The sequence below is a fragment of the Kitasatospora sp. NPDC048239 genome, from assembly GCF_043202015.1.
Taxonomy (GTDB): domain Bacteria; phylum Actinomycetota; class Actinomycetes; order Streptomycetales; family Streptomycetaceae; genus Kitasatospora.
Genome location: NZ_JBICZP010000010.1, coordinates 212,795 through 229,814 on the forward strand (window position 1 = coordinate 212,795; position 17,020 = coordinate 229,814).

Genomic DNA, 17,020 nt, shown 5'->3' on the forward strand with positions numbered 1-17,020 from the left:
CGGCCCTGGTCCGCCGCCACCCGAGGGCGGCAACTCCCGGTGCTGTCACAAGCCTTGTTGCGTTACTTGTCAGTACTTAGAATATGAGACCTGCTCACCTTTCTTGCTCCGCGCCCCTGCCCGGCGCCCGCGCCCGGCAGTTCCGCTCCGAGCCGTCCGGCACCCCAGGCCGGGCGGTCCCCCTCCTCGCAAGGAGTCGTGTGTGATCAGGTCACGATTGTCGGGTGCGCGGCGAAGCCGGTCGGCGGCGCGCCGCTCCCCGTACGGCGCACTGCTCGCGGCGGGCGCCCTCATCGCCACCCTCGGCCTGGCCGGCGCCCCCGCCGCCCTGGCGGACACCGCCCCGGCCGCCGCCGGCACCGCCCGTCCGGCCGCGATCGTCGCCCTCGGCGACAGCGCCATCTCCGGGGAGGGGGCCGGAACCGACACCGGCGACGGCTACTTCCCCGAGACCGACAGCCCCACCAACTACTGCCACCGGCACCCCAAGTCGGAGATCTTCGTCACCGGCATCCCCGGCGTCACCCCGGTCGACCTCGCCTGCTCCGGCGCCCAGACCGGCGACCTGGTCAGCGACCCCGAGCTGGCCAAGATCACCGGACCGGGCAGCGGGGACTTCGGCGAGCGCAAGCAGGACGTCCAACTCGCCGAGGCGGCGGGCAGGTACGACGTCAAGATGGTCGTCGTCACGATCGGCGCCAACGACGACTTCGACTTCAGCGGCATCATGATGCACTGCCTCGCGCAGTACTTCCCGATCCCCAAGGACCAGGGCTGCCGCGACACCATCGGCAGCGAGGACATCGCCCAGCGGGCCAAGCGGGTCCAGCCCAAGGTCGTCGCCGTGCTGCAGAACATCCGTCAGACCATGCGCGGGGCCGGCTACGCCGACTCCTCCTACCAGCTGGTCTACCAGTCGTACTTCAACCCGATCACCCCGGACATCCGGCGCAACGACTACATCGGCAAGGTCGCCGACGGCTGCCCGGCCTTCCCCGAGGACCTCGCCTGGGGCCACAACTGGGTGGTGCCGGTCTTCAGCGACACCCTGCGCGCCGCCGCCGAACAGGTGCCCGGAGTGCGGTACCTGGACCAGCGGCGGGTCGCCTTCGGCCACGAGGTCTGCGCCGAGTGGACCAGCTCGCCCTACGAGTACAGCAACGGGGACGTCATCAACCTCTCCGAGTGGGTGCGCAACGGCTGCGACCAGCAGATCGGGATCCCCGGCCTGTGCATGAACATGGTCCGCCAGTCGTACCACCTGCGGGTGGCCGGCTACCGCGGCGAGGGTGTCTGCCTCGGCCAGTTCTACGCCCGGCCCGACCAGCAGCAGGCGTACTGCACCCTCAACCAGCAGAACACCACGTCCATCGAACCGCTCACCCCCGGCCGGCCGTTCGCCGACGCGCCCGAGGACGGCGCCTGGTACCAGCTCGCCAACGCGGCCGACGGCAAGGTCCTCGACCTCACGGGCGGCGGCACCTACGGCGACTCCACCAACGGCCGCGGCGCCATCACCTACACCGCCACCGGCGGGCTCAACCAGTCCTTCGTCCTGGAGGCGAAGCAGGGCGGCGGCTACGAGCTCGACTTCAGCGGCAACCGCGACATGTGCCTGGACGCCAACGCCGCCTCCACCGCCCCCGGCACCCGGGTGCAGCAGTGGCGCTGCAACGGCGGCGGAAACCAGCACTGGGTCTTCAAGCCGACCGGCGACGGCCGCTACAAGCTGGCCGACTCCCAGGACCAGAGCAAGGTCGTCACCGCGAGCGGCACCCTCGACGCCAAGGGCAACCGCCTGGTCCAGCTCGCCGTCGACACCGGCGCCCCCGAGCAGCTCTGGCAGCTCACCAAGCTCGGCATCGTCTACCTCCACGGCTGACCGGCCACGCCCGTCGCCGCCCCGTCTGCCGGATCCGGCAGACGGGGCGGCGCGGTCCCCGATCCCCGGGCGCCACGTACGGAAGGTTGGCTCGGGCCGTCGAACCCCTGTGCCGTAGGCTCGCTCGACGGCGTCGCGATCGCGGCCGCGCCGATCACGAGCGGGGGCGGGGAGTCCAGAGCTGATGAGCACGGCATCGAGCACACCGAGGACGTCGGGTACCGAACCGGCGAGCGCGGAGCCGTCCGGCGTCGGGACGGAGCCCGCGGACACGCGCCGCCAGGGCCGGTTCGCGGCCGCGGTCGACCGCTTCGCGCCCGCGCTCGGCGCGTACGCGGTGGTGAAGGCCACCGGCCTGACCGTCTTCATGCTGCTGCTCTCCCACACCGGGGACTTCCTCAAGAAGGACCCGGGCCGCGGCGGCGGCGCCCGGCCGTGGGACGTCCTCGGCACCTGGGACGGCATCTGGTACCAGCGGATCGCCGAGTCCGGCTACGACCCGCAGCTGATCCCGCTGCACGGCTACCCGCTGGCCTCGTACTACGAGAACTCGGCCGCGTTCTTTCCGCTCTACCCCTGGCTGATGCGGCTGGTCTCGGCCGTCACCGGCCTCGGCCCGTACGGCGCGGGCATCGTGGTCTCGGTGCTGGCCTCCTTCGTCGCCGCGGCCGGCATCTTCGCCGTGGCGGACCGGCTCGGCGGCTTCAAGGCGGGCGTGATCGCGGCGATGATCTGGGGGCTGTTCCCCGGCTCGGGCGTGGAGTGGGCGGTCTACTCGGACTCGCTCTTCGTCGCCCTCTCCGCCTGGGCCTGCTACTGCGTGATGACGCACCGCTGGCCGGCGGCCGGCGTGCTCGCCCTGGCGGCGGGCCTCAACCGGCCGACGGCCGCGGTGCTGATCGCCGCGGTCTCGATCGCCGCGCTGGTGGCACTGATACGGCGTACGGACGGCATCGCACGCCCCCTCTTCGCCATGCTGATCACCCCGTGGGGCCTGCTCTGGTACGTCGCCTGGGTCGGCTACCGGATGGGCGACTGGGGCGGCTACTTCAAACTGCAGCGCGGGGCCTGGAACCGCTACTTCGACTGGGGCGCCTCCACCTCGCAGAGCTTCCTGGACGTGATCACCGGGCACTGGAGCTTCTGGCAGTCCAACCCCGTCCCGGACCTCATCGCGGTGGCCCTGCTGATCGCCCTGCCGGGCCTGCTGGTGCTGCTGCTGCGGGTCCGGCCGCCGCTGGTCCTGATCGTCTACACGCTGCTGACCGTCTTCACCGCGCTGAGCAGCAACCAGATCTTCGGCAACATCTCGCGCTACCTGCTGCCGGCCTTCCCGCTGTTCATCGGGCTGGCGATCGCGCTGCGCCGGCTGCGGCTGCCGACCCTGGTCGGCCTGTTCGCGCTGCCGGCCGTCGCCTCCGGCTGGTACGCGGGCTACGCGCTGTTCGAGCTGGGCATTCCGTAGACCGTGAGCGGCCCGGCGGCCCGAGGGAGGAGCCGGCCGCCGAGGGGGCCGTCAGGTGGTTGGTCAACGGGATCATCCGCGAGCAGACGGCGTTGCTAACCTCGGAAGCATGACGACGAGCCTTCCCGTGCGCCAGATCCGCGACCTCTCCGGCCTGCTGGACCATGCCAGTCACGTCCTGGCGACCAGGATGGCGGCCGCCTTCACCGAGCTCGGGATCACCCCGCGCGCCTACTGCGTGCTGTTCCACGCCCAGGAGGCCGAGCGCACCCAGATCCAGCTGGCCGAGCTCTCCGACCTGGACAAGACCACCATGGTCGTCACCGTCGACGAGCTGGAGAAGGCCGGCCTGGCCGAGCGCCGCCCCTCGGCCACCGACCGGCGGGCCCGGATCATCTCGGTCACCGAGGCGGGGGCCCGCGCCGTCGAGCAGGGCACCGCGATCGCCGACCGGGTGCACCGGGAGGTGCTGGAGTCCCTGCCAGAGCCCGAGCGGGGGGTCTTCGTCTCGGCGCTCTCCCGGCTGGTGGACGGGCACCTGGCGGAGCCGGTGGAGAGCGAGCGCCCGGTGCGGCGGGCCCGTCGCGCCCGGGGCTGAGCCGGTCGGGGCTGAGCCGGTCCGGAGCCGGGGAGCGTGCGGGGCATCTGCTCCCGAGAAAGATAGTCCCGAACAAAACTATCTGCTAATGTTTTACCCGGTACTCGACGAACCGGGAGACCCACCATGACCACGCACGCCCCGACCAAGCCCGCCCCGGGCCGAGCGGCCGCGAACGCAGCGGCTCCGAGCTCGCCGGCCCCCGTCCGCTCCCGCCTGCTCGCCCTGGCGGTGCTCTGCGCGGGCATGCTGATGATCATCCTGGACGGCAGCATCGTCACCGTGGCCCTCCCGGCCATCCAGGACGACCTGCACTTCTCGCCCGCGGACCTCACCTGGACGGTCAACGCCTACCTGATCGCCTTCGCCGGCCTGCTCCTGCTGGCCGGCCGGCTCGGTGACCTGATCGGGCGCAAGAAGGTCTTCGTCGCGGGCATCGCCCTCTTCACCGCCGCCTCCCTGCTCTGCGCGGTCGCCACCGGCCAGGGCATGCTGATCGCCGCCCGCTTCCTCCAGGGCGTCGGCGGCGCGATGGCCTCCGCGGTCAGCCTCGGCATGATCGTCACGCTCTTCCCCGAGCCGCGTGAGCGCGGCCGGGCGATCGGCGCCTTCAGCTTCGTCGGCGCGGCCGGCGCCTCGATCGGCCAGGTCCTCGGCGGCGTCCTCACCGAGGCGCTCAACTGGCACTGGATCTTCCTGATCAACCTGCCGCTCGGCCTCACCGCGGCCCTGCTCGCCGTGCGGGTGCTCGACTCCGACCGCGGCCCCGGCCTGCGGGCCGGCGCCGACACCCTCGGCGCCGCACTGATCACCGCGGCCCTGATGCTCGGCATCTACACGATCGTCGGCACCGGCACCCACGGCTGGACCTCCGCCCGCACCCTCGGCCTCGGCGCGCTCGCGCTCCTGCTGCTGGCCGGCTTCCTCTTCCGCCAGGCCCGCGCCGCCCACCCGCTGCTGCCGCTGCGGATGTTCCGCTCACGCAACGTCTCCGGCGCCAACGCGGTGCAGGTCCTGGCCATCTCCGGGATGTTCGGCTTCCAGATCCTGGTCGCGCTCTACCTGCAGAACGTGCTCGGCTACGGCGCCGCCGCCACCGGTCTCGCGCTGCTCCCGGCGGCGGTCGCGATCGGCGGCGTCTCGCTCCTCCTCTCGGCCCGGCTGAACGCCCGCTTCGGCGAGCGCAACGTGCTGCTGGCCGGGCTGGCCCTGCTGGTCGCCGCACTCGGCCTGCTGGCCCGGCTGCCGGCCGACGCCGACTACGTCGTCCACCTGCTGCCGACCATGCTGCTCATCGGCGGCGGGGGCCTGGTGCTCTCCGGGCTCACCTCCCTCGGGATGTCCGGCGCCGACGCGGCCGACGCGGGTACCGCCTCGGGCCTGTTCAACACCACCCAGCAGGTCGGTGCGGCCCTGGGCGTCGCGGTCCTCACCACCCTGGCCGGGGCCCGCACCGCGAGCCTGACGGCCGCCGGGCACTCCAGCGCCGAGGCCCTCACCGGCGGCTTCCGGCTCGCCTTCGCGGTGGCCGCCGCCCTGCTCGCCCTGGCCCTGGTGCTCGCCGCCGTCGTCCTCAAGCCCGCCGCCGCGGCCGGGGAGAACACCCCGCCGCTGCTCTGACACACGACGGGCCTGAAGCGATACGGGCCTGACGCACCAGGAGCTGATCGCCGTTCAGAAACGGGCCGCCGGGTCAATCCCGGCGGCCCGCAGACGTGTTGCGAAGGGTCGGGCTACGGCCAGACCAGGCAGTACAGCTGGTGCCCCGCGTCGTGCAGGCGGTTCGCGAAGTCCTGCCACTCGTGCAGCATGCTGTAGATCACGAAGGCGTCCCGCGGGCCGCGGCGGTCGGGGACGGTGGACCAGATGAAGGCGGCGGCGCCGAGCTCGGTCTCGTCGGCCTTGCGCAGCGGCTCGACGACGTTCTGCGGGAGCTGGACGACGGCGTAGTCGGGGTGCAGCACGACCAGTTCCAGCGGCGGGACCTGGTGCAGCGGCACGCCCTGGATGCCGGTGAGGACCATGGCGCTCATGGTCTCCGGCTTGATCTTGGTGGAGAGGTGCCCGTTGGGCGAGCCACTGGTCTCCATCAGGTCGCCGAGCCGCCCCAGCGAGCCGAGCTCGCCGGCGTCCAGCCCGAGCCCGCCCGGACCGAGCGCGGTCGGGACTCTGGCGGCGGTGGCGCGGTCGGGTGCGCCGAAATACTTGTAGGTCACCCCCACGCGTCCCTCACCCCGCCTCTCGCCACCTCGACCGCCACGACCCGTACCCGCTCCCGTACCCCCGCGTCCGGCCCCGGTGGGCCTGCGGGTGCCACCCGCGGCCTCGTCGTAGCCGTCCTGCGCCTCGGACACTCGGACCATCCTCACCGGAATTCGCCGGAATCGACAGACCCCCGCACGCCCGGCGTCCCCCGGACATGCTCCTTACCCGTCATGTCGCCGCCGTACCCAATCGAGGCACGCGGCAGTCCTGCACCCACCCTGCACATCCGGAGTGTCTGCACACCCTGAGGTGCACAGTCTGACTGGTCCGTGCAGCGGAAGCAGCCAGGGGCCCCGTTGTACGGATAACCGTACAGACTTCGGCACCCGGATCATCGTTCCAGATGATCGGGTCCGACATGCAGAGGTCAAGGACACGATTTGAGACCATGTCTCCCGTGAGCTACCCCTACGAAGCACCCCAGTCCCAGTCGCTCTTCGACCGCGCCTCGGTTGTGACGCCCGGCGGCGTCAACTCCCCGGTGCGCGCCTTCCGCGCGGTGGGCGGCACGCCGCGCTTCATGGTGTCCGGCACCGGCCCCTATCTCACCGATGCCGACGGTCGCGAGTACGTCGACCTGGTGTGCTCGTGGGGCCCGATGATCCTCGGCCACGCGTACCCGCCGGTGATCGAGGCCGTCCAGCAGGCGGTCTCGCGCGGCACCTCCTTCGGCACGCCCGGGCAGGGCGAGGTCGAACTGGCCGAGGAGATCGTCGCCCGGGTCGCCCCGGTCGAGCAGGTCCGCCTGGTCTCCTCCGGCACCGAGGCCACCATGTCGGCGATCCGGCTGGCCCGCGGCTTCACCGGGCGGGCGAAGATCGTCAAGTTCGCCGGCTGCTACCACGGTCATGTGGACGCGCTGCTGGCCGCCGCCGGTTCCGGCGTGGCGACCTTCGGGCTGCCGGACACCCCGGGCGTCACCGGCGCCCAGGCCGGCGACACCATCGTGGTGCCGTACAACGACCTCGCCGCCGTCGAGCAGGCGTTCCGGGCGCACCCGGGCGAGATCGCCTGTGTGATCACCGAGGCCTCGCCCGGCAACATGGGCGTCGTCCCGCCGCTGCCCGGCTTCAACGGCGGCCTGGCCCGGCTCTGCCGGGAGAACGGCGCGCTGTTCATCTCCGACGAGGTGATGACCGGCTTCCGCGTCTCCAAGGCCGGCTGGTACGGCCTGGAGGCGGCGCACGAGGGCTGGGCGCCGGACCTGCTGACCTTCGGCAAGGTCATGGGCGGCGGCTTCCCCGCGGCGGCCTTCGGCGGCCGCGCCGACGTGATGGCCCACCTGGCCCCGGCCGGCCCGGTCTACCAGGCGGGCACGCTCTCCGGGAACCCGGTCGCCACCGCCGCCGGCCTCGCGCAGCTGCGCGGCTGCACCGACGAGGTGTACGCGACGGTCGACAAGGTCGCCGCCGAGGTCTCCACCCTGGTGTCGGACGCGCTCGCCAAGGAGGGGGTGGTGCACCGGCTGCAGACCGCCGGGAACATGTTCTCGGTGTTCTTCACCGAGGCCGCCGTCACCAACTACGACGAGGCGAGGACCCAGCAGGCGTACCGTTTCACCGCCTTCTTCCACGCGATGCTCGCCCAGGGCGTCTACCTCCCGCCGTCCGCCTTCGAGTCCTGGTTCGTCTCGGCGTCCCACGACGAGCGGGCGATCGAGCGGATCGCCGCCGCCCTGCCGGCCGCCGCCCGTGCGGCCGCCGAGGCCCGGCCCGCGTAACCCTCCCAGCCAACCCCAGGAGAACCGAGAAGTGAGCGCCAAAGACATCACCGTCGTCCACCTGATGCGACACGGCGAGGTGCACAACCCGGAGGGCATCCTGTACGGCCGCCTGCCGGGCTACCGGCTGTCCGAGCTGGGCCGACAGATGGCCGACCGGGTCGCCGAGGACCTGGCCGGCCGGGACATCACGCACGTGGTGGCCTCCCCGCTGGAGCGGGCGCAGGAGACCGCCGAGCCGGTCGCCAAGTCGCACGGCCTGGAGCTCGCGGTGGACGACCGGCTGATCGAGGCGGACAACATCTTCCAGGGCAAGACCTTCGGGGTCGGCGACGGGTCGCTGCGGAACCCGGGCTACTGGAAGTACCTCACCAACCCGTTCCGGCCGTCCTGGGGCGAGCCGTACCTGGAGCAGGCCGTCCGGATGATGGGCGCGCTGGCCGCCGCCCGGGACGCGGCGCGCGGGCACGAGGCGGTCTGCGTCAGCCACCAGCTGCCGATCTGGACCGTCCGCTCCTTCGTGGAGCACCGCCGGCTCTGGCACGACCCGCGCCGCCGGCAGTGCTCGCTGGCCTCGCTGACCAGCTTCACCTACGAGGGCGACCGGATCGTCTCGGTCGGCTACCGCGAGCCGGCCCGCGACCTGCTGCCGGCGCACCTGGTGGGCAAGGGCGGCAAGGGCAAGCCGGTGGGCAAGAGCTTCGGGGCCTGACCGGGCGGCCGCGGGTGATGTAAGGCAGATCTAAATATGGTCTTCATCACCCCCGGCGCGGCCGATTGGTCTGATCCAGCCGCAGGTCAGAGGGGGTTCGACACGTAAGGTCGGACCCCCCCGAACCTGCCCGGAACTCCATGCGAAACTTTTCACATGTCTGGCATGACGCGCCTCCGCCCCCGTCTCGCCGTAGTGGCCGCCACCACCGCCGCCGCTGCCGCGCTCGTCCTCACCGGCTGCTCGTCCTCGGCTTCGTCAGGCAGCGGTGACGGGCAGATCGGCTTCGTCAGCGCCAAGGGCAGCACCATCTCCAAGGCCTCCGCCGGACACCGCCAGGACGCGCCGGACATCTCCGGCAGCACCCTGGAGGGCAAGCCGGTCAAGCTCTCCGACTACCGCGGCAAGGTCGTCGTCCTGAACGTCTGGGGCTCCTGGTGCGGGCCGTGCCGGGCCGAGGCGGACGACCTCCAGCGGGTCTGGGACAAGTACAAGGACCAGGACGTCCAGTTCCTCGGGATCAACACCCGGGATCCGGAGATCGCCAACGCCGTCCGCTTCGAGCAGGAGAAGGGCGTCACCTTCCCCAGCCTCTACGACCCGGCCGGCACCCAGCTGCTGAAGTTCCCCAAGGGCAGCCTCAACCTGCAGTCCCTGCCCACCACGCTGGTGGTCGACCGGGAGGGCCGGCTCGCGGCCCGTGCCGTCGGCGGCCAGACCGACGACGTCCTGGAGTCGGTCCTCCAGCCCGTGGTCGCGGAGCAGAAGCTGTGAGTGCCGCACTCCAACTGGCCGACACCACCGGAACCATTCAGAGCGGGGCGCTGCTGGTGGCCGCGCCGATCGCCCTGGTGGCCGGCCTGGTCTCGTTCTTCTCGCCCTGCGTGCTGCCGCTCGTCCCGGGCTACCTCTCCTACGTCACCGGCTTCTCCGCCGCCGACCTCGCCGACGCGCGCGGGGCCCGGCGCGGCCGGATGCTGGCCGGGTCGCTGCTCTTCATCCTCGGCTTCACCGCGGTCTTCGTCTCCGGCGGCGCGCTGTTCGGCTACTTCGGCTCGACGCTGCAGGAGCACAAGCGGATCATCTCGATCGTGCTCGGTGCGCTGACCATCGTGATGGGCCTGGCGTTCATGGGGCTGGTGCCCGGGCTGAGCATGCGGGAGATCCGCTCGCACCGCCGCCCGGCGGTCGGCCTGCTGGGCGCGCCGATGCTGGGCGTGGTCTTCGGCGTCGGCTGGACGCCCTGCCTCGGCCCGACCCTGTCCGCCGTCCAGAACCTGGCGCTCAACGAGGCCGACGCGGGCCGGGCGGCGCTGCTGATGACCGCCTACTGCCTGGGCCTGGGCGTACCGTTCGTCGTGGCCGCGCTGGCCTTCCGCCGGGCGCTGGGCGCCTTCGGCTGGGTCAAGCGGCACTACCCCCTCGTGATGCGGATCGGCGGCGGCATGCTCGTCGCGGTCGGTCTGCTGCTCGTCACCGGCGCCTGGGACTCGATGGTGAACGAGCTGCAGTCCTGGACCGCCGACTTCCCGATCGGAATCTGACCGTGAGCAAGACCACCACCGACACCGAGCCGCCTCCGGGCACAGCGGAGGAGAAGGCCGAACGGCTCAGTACCGCCCCGGTCGAGTCCGACGGTCCGACCGGTATAGGGGTGCTCGGCTGGCTGCGCTGGATGTGGCGCCAGCTGACGTCGATGCGGGTCGCGCTGATCCTGCTCTTCCTGCTCTCGCTGGCGGCGATCCCGGGTTCGCTGATCCCGCAGAACGGCCAGAACCAGTTCAAGGTCGAGGCCTGGAAGGCGCAGCACACCACGGTCGCGCCGGTCTACGAGAAGCTCCAGCTGTTCGACGTGTACAGCTCGGTGTGGTTCTCGGCGATCTACATCCTGCTGTTCGTCTCGCTGGCCGGCTGCATCGTCCCGCGCACCTGGCAGTTCGTCGGCGTGCTGCGGGCCCAGCCGCCGGCCGCGCCGCGCAACCTCACCCGGATGCCGGTCTACGCGGCCTGGCGCACCGACGCGGACGCCGACGCGGTGAACGCGGCGGCCCACCGGCTGCTGCGCAGGCGCCGGTTCCGGGCCGACCTGGCCGGCGGCTCGGTGGCGGCGGAGAAGGGCTACCTGCGGGAGGTCGGCAACCTGGTCTTCCACCTGTCGCTGTTCGCGCTGCTCGGCGGCTTCGCCTGGGCGAGCCTGGCCAGCGGCACCGGCGGCAAGCTGATGGTGGGCGGCGAGGGCTACTCCAACACCATCACGCAGCTGGACGACTTCACCGGCTCGCGGTTCTACGACACCGAGGACCTCGACCCCTTCTACCTGAAGCTGGACAGCTTCAAGTCGAGCTTCCAGACCAAGGGCGACCAGATCGGCGCCGCCCGCGAGTTCACCGCGAACGTCGAGTACTACGCGGGCAGCGACGCCTCGAAGCTCACCAAGGGCTCGATCGAGGTCAACCACCCGCTGGAGATCGGCAGCAGCAAGGTCTACCTGATCGGCCACGGCTACGCCCCGGTGATCACGGTGCGCAATGCCAAGGGCGAGACCGTCTACACCGGTGCGACGCCGTTCCTGCCGCAGGACGGCAACCTGACCTCCACCGGCGTCGTCAAGGTCTCGGACTACGGGGACAAGGACGGCAGGAAGACGCAGCTGGGCTTCTCCGGCTTCTTCCTGCCGACCGCCCCGCTCAGCTTCGAGGGCACCGGCCCGATCTCGCTGTTCCCGGGTGACGCCGCCCCGGAGCTGGTGCTGAACGCCTTCGCGGGCGACCTCGGCACCGACTCCGGCCTGCCCCAGAACGTGTACCAGCTCAACCAGAAGAACCTGACCCAGCTTCAGGAGGGCGGCAACCCGGCCAAGGCGCGGCTGAAGCCGGGCCAGGCCTGGGAGCTGCCGGACGGCTACGGCACGGTCACCTTCGAGGGCTACAAGCAGTGGGCGAGCTTCAACATCTCGCACCGGCCGGGCAACGAGATCGCCCTGGCCGGCGGCGTGCTGGCGATCCTCGGCCTGATCGGCTCGCTGTTCGTGCAGCGCCGCCGGATCTGGGTGCGCGCCGTGGCGCTGCCCGGCGGCGGCACCCTGGTCGAGCTGGCCGGGCTGGCCCGCAGCGAGTCGGCGAAGATCGCCGAGGAGCTGGCGGAGCTCGCGGTCGACCTCCAGGACGACGCCCCCGCGGTGGAGGACGAGCCCGACGCCGACGCCGACACCGACGACGCCCCGGCGACCGGTGGCCCCGGTGACCGGGACGACCCCGCAGTCCCCGCAGACCCCGCAGACCCCGAGGCCGACGCGGCCTCAGTGCCCGCAGACCCCGCAGTCCCTGCCGACCAGAACTCCAAGGAGTAGACGGTGCATCTCGCCTCGGCGGTCGACCCCAGCCTGGCCGACCTCTCCAACAAGCTGATCTATTCGGCCATGGTTGTCTACACCATCGCCATGCTCGCCCACATGTTCGAGTGGACCTTCGGCAGCAAGGGCGCCGTCGCCGTCCGCTCCTCCGAACAGGCGGGCGGGCTGGCCGAGACGGTCGCCGCCGCCGACGCCAAGGGCGCCAAGGGCGCGAAGAAGGTCACCGTCACGGTGGCCTCGGCCGGCGGCGGAACCACCACGCTCACCCGCACCGCCCTCGCGGGCGAGGGCGCGACGGTGGTCACCAGCGGTCGCGGCGGGGACGAGGAGGACGGCCCGGGCGCGGCCGGCACCAGCGGGAAGGCCGACCTGGCCGGCCGGATCGCGGTCTCGCTCACCGTGCTGGCGGCCACCCTGCACGCGGGCGGGGTGCTCGCCCGCGGGCTCTCGGTCTCCCGCTGGCCGTGGGGCAACATGTACGAGTTCTCCTGCGCCTTCGCGCTCGCGATGACGCTCGCCTACCTCGGACTGCTGGCCGCGCGCAAGCCGGTCCGCTGGCTCGGCCTGCCGGTCACCCTGGCGGTGCTGCTCACCCTGGGCGTCGCCGTCTCCGTGCTCTACACCGAGTCCGAGCAGCTCGTCCCGGCGCTGCACTCGTACTGGCTGGCGATCCACGTCTCCACCGCGATCATCTGCGGCGGCGCCTTCTACGCGGCCTTCATCGCGACCCTGCTGTACGTGGGCAAGGACTCCTTCGACAAGCGGATGGCGGCCGGCCTGACCAGTGGACCGCTCGGCACCTCGCCGTCGATCTGGCGCCGGCTGCCCGCCGCGTCCACGCTCGACAAGCTGTCGTACCGGATCAACGCGCTGGTCTTCCCGCTCTGGACCTTCACCATCATCGCGGGCGCGATCTGGGCCGAGCACGCCTGGGGCAAGTACTGGGAGTGGGACCCGAAGGAGACCTGGTCGTTCATCACCTGGGTCGCCTACGCCTGCTACCTGCACGCCCGCGCGACCGCCGGCTGGAAGGGCCGCAAGGCCGCCTACCTGGCCCTGGCGGCCTTCGCCTGCTGGCTGTTCAACTACTACGGCGTGAACATCTTCGTCACCGGAAAGCACTCGTACGCGGGTATCTGACCGGGAGGGACCACCCACCGGCCCGGCGCTCCGCAGAGGAAGCCGGGCCGAGGTGTGACAGGGGTAGTTCGTGCCGGCCGCCGGTGCCGGCACGGGGAGCAACGAGGAGGAAATCGCGCAATGGAGTGCGACGAGGTCATGCTGACCGTCCGAATCACCGCCGCCGAGCGCACGCTGCTGCGCCGGCTCGCTCAGGGACACCGCAGCGACGTGTCCGAGGTCGTGGCCGACGGACTGTTGGACATCATCCCCACCTTCAGCTCGCGGAAGGACGCCTATCGGCTGCTGGGCGCCCTCACGGCCCCCGCGCCGTGCGCCCTGACGGTCTGGCTGCCGACCCCGCTGGCCGACCTGCTGGTGCCCGGGGCGGCCCGGATCGCCCAGGTGACCGAGGTCCGGATCGGCTCGGCCAGCGCCATGCTGGGGGCCGCCCTGCGGCTCTGGCTGGCCCAGGACCCGGTCCGACTGGCCGCCAACCTCAGCGTGATGCACGCCGGGCGGCCCGCGGCCCTGGTCGCGGCCTGACGGCCCGTTCCCGGCCCGGCCCGCCGCTGCGTCAGCTGGCGAGCGGCAGGCCGGGCCCGGCGGGGCAGTCCTCGAAGGCCTCCCGCCGGGCCTGGCCCAGCCGGCCGGTGGCCGACTCGCTCACGGGCCCGGCCACCGGCCCGGTCAGCAGCCGGCACTCGGCCGCCGTCCGGCCGTCCTGCACCAGCAGCACCCGGACGGCGACCGGGCGGTGCGCCGACCCGCCGCCGTCCGGTCCGGGCCGCCTGACCCCGCCCGGCCCGCCGCCCTCGGGGCCGCCGCCGTCCGGTCCGTCCTCGGGGACGGCCCGCACCAGGCAGGGCCGGTCCAGCTCGATGTAGCTGCTGAAGGACGAGACCAGTTCGACCGGCACCACCGGTTCGGGGTGCCGCAGCCGCTGGGCGGCCTGGCGGGCGGCCTCCAGCACCAGCATCCCGGGCACGTGGTCCAGCGCCCGGTCGAACAGCACCGGGTGCCCCGGGTCGGTCCGCAGCAGCCAGCTGCCCGGCAGCAGGGACGGGCTCAGCACCACGTCCGCTGCCAGCTCCCGCCCGACCAGCTCGGGGGCGGTCGGCACGCCGGGCGGCCCGGGTACGGCGGCCCGCCGCCCGGCGTCGCGCAGCCGCGCGTACGAGGTCGGGGAGATCACCCGCAGCTGCGCGGAGCCGCGGCCGACCGGGCACCCGGCCCGCTCGACCTCGACGTGCACCCGCAGCGAGCCCAGCCGCCCGTGCGGCATCCGGACGTCCTCGCAGGAGACCCGGAGCATCAGCGAGGTGGGCTCGCCCGCGACGGCCAGCCCGTCGAGGCCGGCCGGTCCCAGCGCGTACGAGAGGTCGTCCATCGCGAAGTGGTGGCCGCGCGGGACACCGAAGCCGACGTGCCCGATCAGCAGCCCGGCCTGCCGGATGGTCTCGGCCAGCAGCAGCGGATCGTGGTGCCGGTCGCCGGGCAGCCGGTAGAAGCCGTGCAGCCGGGGCCACTGGGCGCCGAGCAGGAAGTCGTACAGGCCGGTGGCCTGCCACCCGGTGATGAGCACCTCGGAGACCGAGGCCCGGTGCACCAGGTGCCGGGAGACGGTCCGCTCGTGGAAGTCGTAGCCGGGAGCGGGGTGGGGATACGGGCCGAACACATCCGGATCTACGATCATTGGCATGACGGGCCCCACTCCCGGGTGTCGAACGATCGACCGCAACAGCGGCCACAGTAAAACATACAGACCACCCGGTTTGCCTCCTCCGTTCGGGGTAGGACTTACCCGAGAGCCCGACGTGGTCATCTGACCGGGGCCGCTGGGCTGCGGTGATGCCGAAGCGGGCAAGCTCCGGACGAGTGGCGGGGGTGCATCCCCGCTGGACGGCGGGGTTCGACGTCGCGCTAGATTAGATACCAACCATGCGGTTTAGGCCGGTGCCGTCCGCATGCGAGGCGTCGCCCCACGGGCGGCGGCGCACCGACAGCAGCCGGGTGGGCCGGGACCTCGCCCGGGCCGAAGCCGGAGGGACCGAGTGGTCAAGCAGGAACGTGCGGGGCGGACCAGGCAGGCCGTTCTGCTCGCCGCGGCGGACACGTTCGCGGACGCGGGGTTCGAATCGGCCAGCCTGGTCGACATCAGCCGGCGGGCCGGCGTGAGCAAGGGCGCGCTCTACTTCCACTTCGTCTCCAAGCAGGCGCTCGCCGACGGCGTCCGCGCCGCGGCCGGGCGCGAGATCGGCTCCGCCGCGCTGCGCGCGCTGCGCAGCGCCGGCCCGGCCCTGCAGGGCCTGATCGACTTCTCGTACGAGCTGGCCCGGCTGCTTCGCGAGGACGTGGTCGTCCGGGCCGGCGTCCAGCTCGGCCAGGGGACCCGCCAGGAGGGCGGGCCCGAAGTCGCCCCCGCCGACACCTGGCGCAGCCTGACCGCGGTGGTCCGCCGTCTGCTGGACCGCGCCGGGGCGGCCGGCGAGCTGCGTCCCGGGGTGGACCACCGGCAGGCCGCCGAGCTGCTCACCACCCTCGCGGCCGGCCTGGTGCTGCTGGCCGCCGAGGACGCCGACCGGCTGCGGCCGGAGGCCGTGCGCGGCCTCTGGGCGGCCGCACTGCCGGCCCTGGTGTCCGGGGAGGGCTGCGCGGCCTATCGCGTCTGACCCCTGTTCAGGGCCCGCTCAGGGCCCGTCTGGAGCCGGAACGGGCGGCCCCGGGCCCGGCTCAGGCGGGCTGCGCCTGCTGGGTGCGCTCCGCGACGGTCAGCCGGGCGAGCGCGTGCGGCTGGACCAGGCCGGGCAGGATCAGCGTCCACATGTCGGTCATCCGCTGGAGCAGGTCCCGCCGGTCGGTCAGCACCTGCGAGCTGAGCTGTATCCCGGTGACCGCGCCGGTGATCACCCCGGCCGCGGCGGCGGGGTCCAGCCCGGGGTGCAGGTCGCCGGCGTCCCGGGCGCGCTCCAGCAGTCCGCGGGCCACGTCCGACCAGCCCTGGTAGGCCTCGATCTGCGGATGGGTGAAGCTGCCGTGCTCGATGGTCAGCCGGATCGAGCCGCGTAGCAGCGGGTCCTCCTGCAGTGCGCGCGCGAAGGCGTAGCCGAGGTCGATCAGGGTCTGGACGGGGCTGTCGGAGGTCGGCCGCCAGGTGGCGAGCCAGGCGCCCTGGCCCTCGATGACGGCGAGCGCCAGGTCCTCCTTGGAGTGGAAGTGGAAGTACAGCGCGCCCTTGGTGACGCCGGCCCGGTCCAGGATCTCGGCCATCGTGGCGGCGGCGTAGCCGCGCTCGTCGAACACCTCGGCGGCCGCGAGGAGTACCGCCTGGCGGGTTGCCAGCGCGCGGGCCTGCCTGGCCATCGCAGCCTCCCTGCATGGTTCCGGTACTCGGCAGCGGCCGGTCCTGTGGGGGCCGACGGGCGGCGGGCCGCATACCGTCCAGTAGGTATTCTACCGAGCCGCGCATGGCCGGGGCGGGCCGATCGGACGGTACGAATGCGAATGAACCCGGGCGGGGAAGGGCGGCGAACGCCCGGCGGCCGGTCACCCGAGTGGGTGACCGGCCGCCGGTACGGAAGGCTGGCGGATCAGGCGGCCTGCTGCCAGCTGACCGGCGAGTAGTACGCCGGGCGGCGCTCCAGGCGCTGCCAGTTGGCGATCGGCTCGATCTGCGCGGCGGCGGCCGCGGCCTGCTGGGCGGCCGCGGCGCGGGCCATCAGCACGGCGGTCAGGGCGGCGAGCTCCTCGTCGCTGAGCGAGCCGCGGACGATGTGGACGAGAGGTTCGGCGGAAGCGGTCATGTCCGGTGTCTCCCCGGCGGATGCGGTGTGTGGTCGGTGGCCGACTGCGGTGCACGGATCAGTGGTGCGTGCCTGCGGTGCGCTGAACTGCGGTGCGCTGAACC

General features: G+C 72.5%; 16 protein-coding genes. 12 read left to right on the forward strand and 4 right to left on the reverse strand.

All coding sequences use genetic code 11. From position 1 onward, the window contains the following. Positions 1-202 precede the first annotated feature (202 nt). The 4 genes from ACGFZP_RS26075 to ACGFZP_RS26090 all read left to right on the forward strand — a co-directional run bounded on the left by ACGFZP_RS26075 (position 203) and on the right by ACGFZP_RS26090 (position 5,565). The gene (locus ACGFZP_RS26075; protein WP_392937403.1) at positions 203-1,882 is read left to right on the forward strand and encodes an RICIN domain-containing protein; all 1,680 of its coding nucleotides are present in this window, start codon (positions 203-205) and stop codon (positions 1,880-1,882) included. A gap of 184 nt (positions 1,883-2,066) precedes the next feature. Next, a complete protein-coding gene (locus ACGFZP_RS26080) occupies positions 2,067-3,347 on the forward strand; it encodes a hypothetical protein (RefSeq protein ID WP_392937405.1) in 1,281 nt (426 codons plus the stop codon). Between the two features lie 109 nt (positions 3,348-3,456). Further along, on the forward strand, positions 3,457-3,945 hold the full coding sequence (locus ACGFZP_RS26085; RefSeq protein WP_392937408.1) for a MarR family winged helix-turn-helix transcriptional regulator: 489 nt from the start codon (positions 3,457-3,459) through the stop codon (positions 3,943-3,945). 126 nt (positions 3,946-4,071) lie between these two features. Beyond that, positions 4,072-5,565 carry a DHA2 family efflux MFS transporter permease subunit gene (locus ACGFZP_RS26090; RefSeq protein WP_392937411.1) on the forward strand — a complete coding sequence of 498 codons (1,494 nt, stop codon included), beginning with the start codon at positions 4,072-4,074 and terminating at the stop codon, positions 5,563-5,565. Positions 5,566-5,678: 113 nt separating this feature from the next. Here the strand turns inward: ACGFZP_RS26090 and ACGFZP_RS26095 are convergent, their stop codons facing one another. After that, a complete protein-coding gene (locus ACGFZP_RS26095) occupies positions 5,679-6,161 on the reverse strand; it encodes a hypothetical protein (protein ID WP_327678121.1) in 483 nt (160 codons plus the stop codon). 437 nt (positions 6,162-6,598) lie between these two features. On the opposite strand from ACGFZP_RS26095, the gene hemL reads away from it, so the two are divergent. From hemL to ACGFZP_RS26130, 7 genes are all read left to right on the forward strand, one after another. Continuing rightward, entirely contained in the window at positions 6,599-7,930 is a 1,332-nt protein-coding gene (gene hemL, locus ACGFZP_RS26100; protein WP_392937415.1) for a glutamate-1-semialdehyde 2,1-aminomutase, read from the forward strand. Between the two features lie 64 nt (positions 7,931-7,994). Beyond that, positions 7,995-8,642 (forward strand): histidine phosphatase family protein, encoded by a 648-nt coding sequence (locus ACGFZP_RS26105; RefSeq protein ID WP_392937637.1) that lies wholly within the window; start codon positions 7,995-7,997, stop codon positions 8,640-8,642. Between the two features lie 165 nt (positions 8,643-8,807). Further along, the gene (locus ACGFZP_RS26110) at positions 8,808-9,416 is read left to right on the forward strand and encodes a TlpA family protein disulfide reductase (protein ID WP_392937418.1); all 609 of its coding nucleotides are present in this window, start codon (positions 8,808-8,810) and stop codon (positions 9,414-9,416) included. After that, the gene (locus ACGFZP_RS26115; protein ID WP_392937420.1) at positions 9,413-10,186 is read left to right on the forward strand and encodes a cytochrome c biogenesis CcdA family protein; all 774 of its coding nucleotides are present in this window, start codon (positions 9,413-9,415) and stop codon (positions 10,184-10,186) included. The genes ACGFZP_RS26110 and ACGFZP_RS26115 overlap by 4 nt, the downstream gene beginning before the upstream one ends. Before the next feature lie 2 nt (positions 10,187-10,188). Further along, positions 10,189-11,991 carry a cytochrome c biogenesis protein ResB gene (locus ACGFZP_RS26120; RefSeq protein WP_392937422.1) on the forward strand — a complete coding sequence of 601 codons (1,803 nt, stop codon included), beginning with the start codon at positions 10,189-10,191 and terminating at the stop codon, positions 11,989-11,991. 3 nt (positions 11,992-11,994) lie between these two features. Continuing rightward, positions 11,995-13,134, forward strand: a complete 1,140-nt coding sequence (ccsB, locus tag ACGFZP_RS26125) for a c-type cytochrome biogenesis protein CcsB (RefSeq protein WP_392937425.1) — start codon at positions 11,995-11,997, stop codon at positions 13,132-13,134. A 120-nt stretch (positions 13,135-13,254) separates the two neighbouring features. After that, positions 13,255-13,659, forward strand: coding sequence for a hypothetical protein (locus tag ACGFZP_RS26130; protein WP_392937427.1), 405 nt, complete (start codon positions 13,255-13,257; stop codon positions 13,657-13,659). Positions 13,660-13,690: 31 nt separating this feature from the next. Here the strand turns inward: ACGFZP_RS26130 and ACGFZP_RS26135 are convergent, their stop codons facing one another. Further along, positions 13,691-14,815 (reverse strand): ScbA/BarX family gamma-butyrolactone biosynthesis protein, encoded by a 1,125-nt coding sequence (locus ACGFZP_RS26135; protein WP_392937430.1) that lies wholly within the window; start codon positions 14,813-14,815, stop codon positions 13,691-13,693. A gap of 352 nt (positions 14,816-15,167) precedes the next feature. Here ACGFZP_RS26135 and ACGFZP_RS26140 point away from each other — a divergent pair, with 352 nt between their 5' ends. Then, positions 15,168-15,785: a ScbR family autoregulator-binding transcription factor gene (locus ACGFZP_RS26140; protein ID WP_392937432.1), complete on the forward strand. Its 618-nt coding sequence runs from the start codon at positions 15,168-15,170 to the stop codon at positions 15,783-15,785. Positions 15,786-15,846: 61 nt separating this feature from the next. On the opposite strand, the gene ACGFZP_RS26145 is transcribed toward ACGFZP_RS26140, so the two are convergent. Further along, positions 15,847-16,476 (reverse strand): ScbR family autoregulator-binding transcription factor, encoded by a 630-nt coding sequence (locus tag ACGFZP_RS26145; RefSeq protein WP_392937434.1) that lies wholly within the window; start codon positions 16,474-16,476, stop codon positions 15,847-15,849. 227 nt (positions 16,477-16,703) lie between these two features. Beyond that, positions 16,704-16,916: an acyl-CoA carboxylase subunit epsilon gene (locus tag ACGFZP_RS26150; RefSeq protein WP_392937436.1), complete on the reverse strand. Its 213-nt coding sequence runs from the start codon at positions 16,914-16,916 to the stop codon at positions 16,704-16,706. Positions 16,917-17,020: the final 104 nt, after the last annotated feature.

Coding starts and splice junctions, on each gene's coding strand:
- ACGFZP_RS26080 (WP_392937405.1), top strand. CDS start 2,067: ATGAGCACGGCATCGAGCACACCGAGGACGTCGGGTACCGAACCGGCG.
- ACGFZP_RS26150 (WP_392937436.1), bottom strand. CDS start 16,916: ATGACCGCTTCCGCCGAACCTCTCGTCCACATCGTCCGCGGCTCGCTC.
- ACGFZP_RS26130 (WP_392937427.1), top strand. CDS start 13,255: ATGGAGTGCGACGAGGTCATGCTGACCGTCCGAATCACCGCCGCCGAG.
- ACGFZP_RS26135 (WP_392937430.1), bottom strand. CDS start 14,815: ATGCCAATGATCGTAGATCCGGATGTGTTCGGCCCGTATCCCCACCCC.
- ACGFZP_RS26105 (WP_392937637.1), top strand. CDS start 7,995: ATGCGACACGGCGAGGTGCACAACCCGGAGGGCATCCTGTACGGCCGC.
- ACGFZP_RS26085 (WP_392937408.1), top strand. CDS start 3,457: ATGACGACGAGCCTTCCCGTGCGCCAGATCCGCGACCTCTCCGGCCTG.
- hemL (WP_392937415.1), top strand. CDS start 6,599: ATGTCTCCCGTGAGCTACCCCTACGAAGCACCCCAGTCCCAGTCGCTC.
- ACGFZP_RS26145 (WP_392937434.1), bottom strand. CDS start 16,476: ATGGCCAGGCAGGCCCGCGCGCTGGCAACCCGCCAGGCGGTACTCCTC.
- ACGFZP_RS26110 (WP_392937418.1), top strand. CDS start 8,808: ATGACGCGCCTCCGCCCCCGTCTCGCCGTAGTGGCCGCCACCACCGCC.
- ACGFZP_RS26090 (WP_392937411.1), top strand. CDS start 4,072: ATGACCACGCACGCCCCGACCAAGCCCGCCCCGGGCCGAGCGGCCGCG.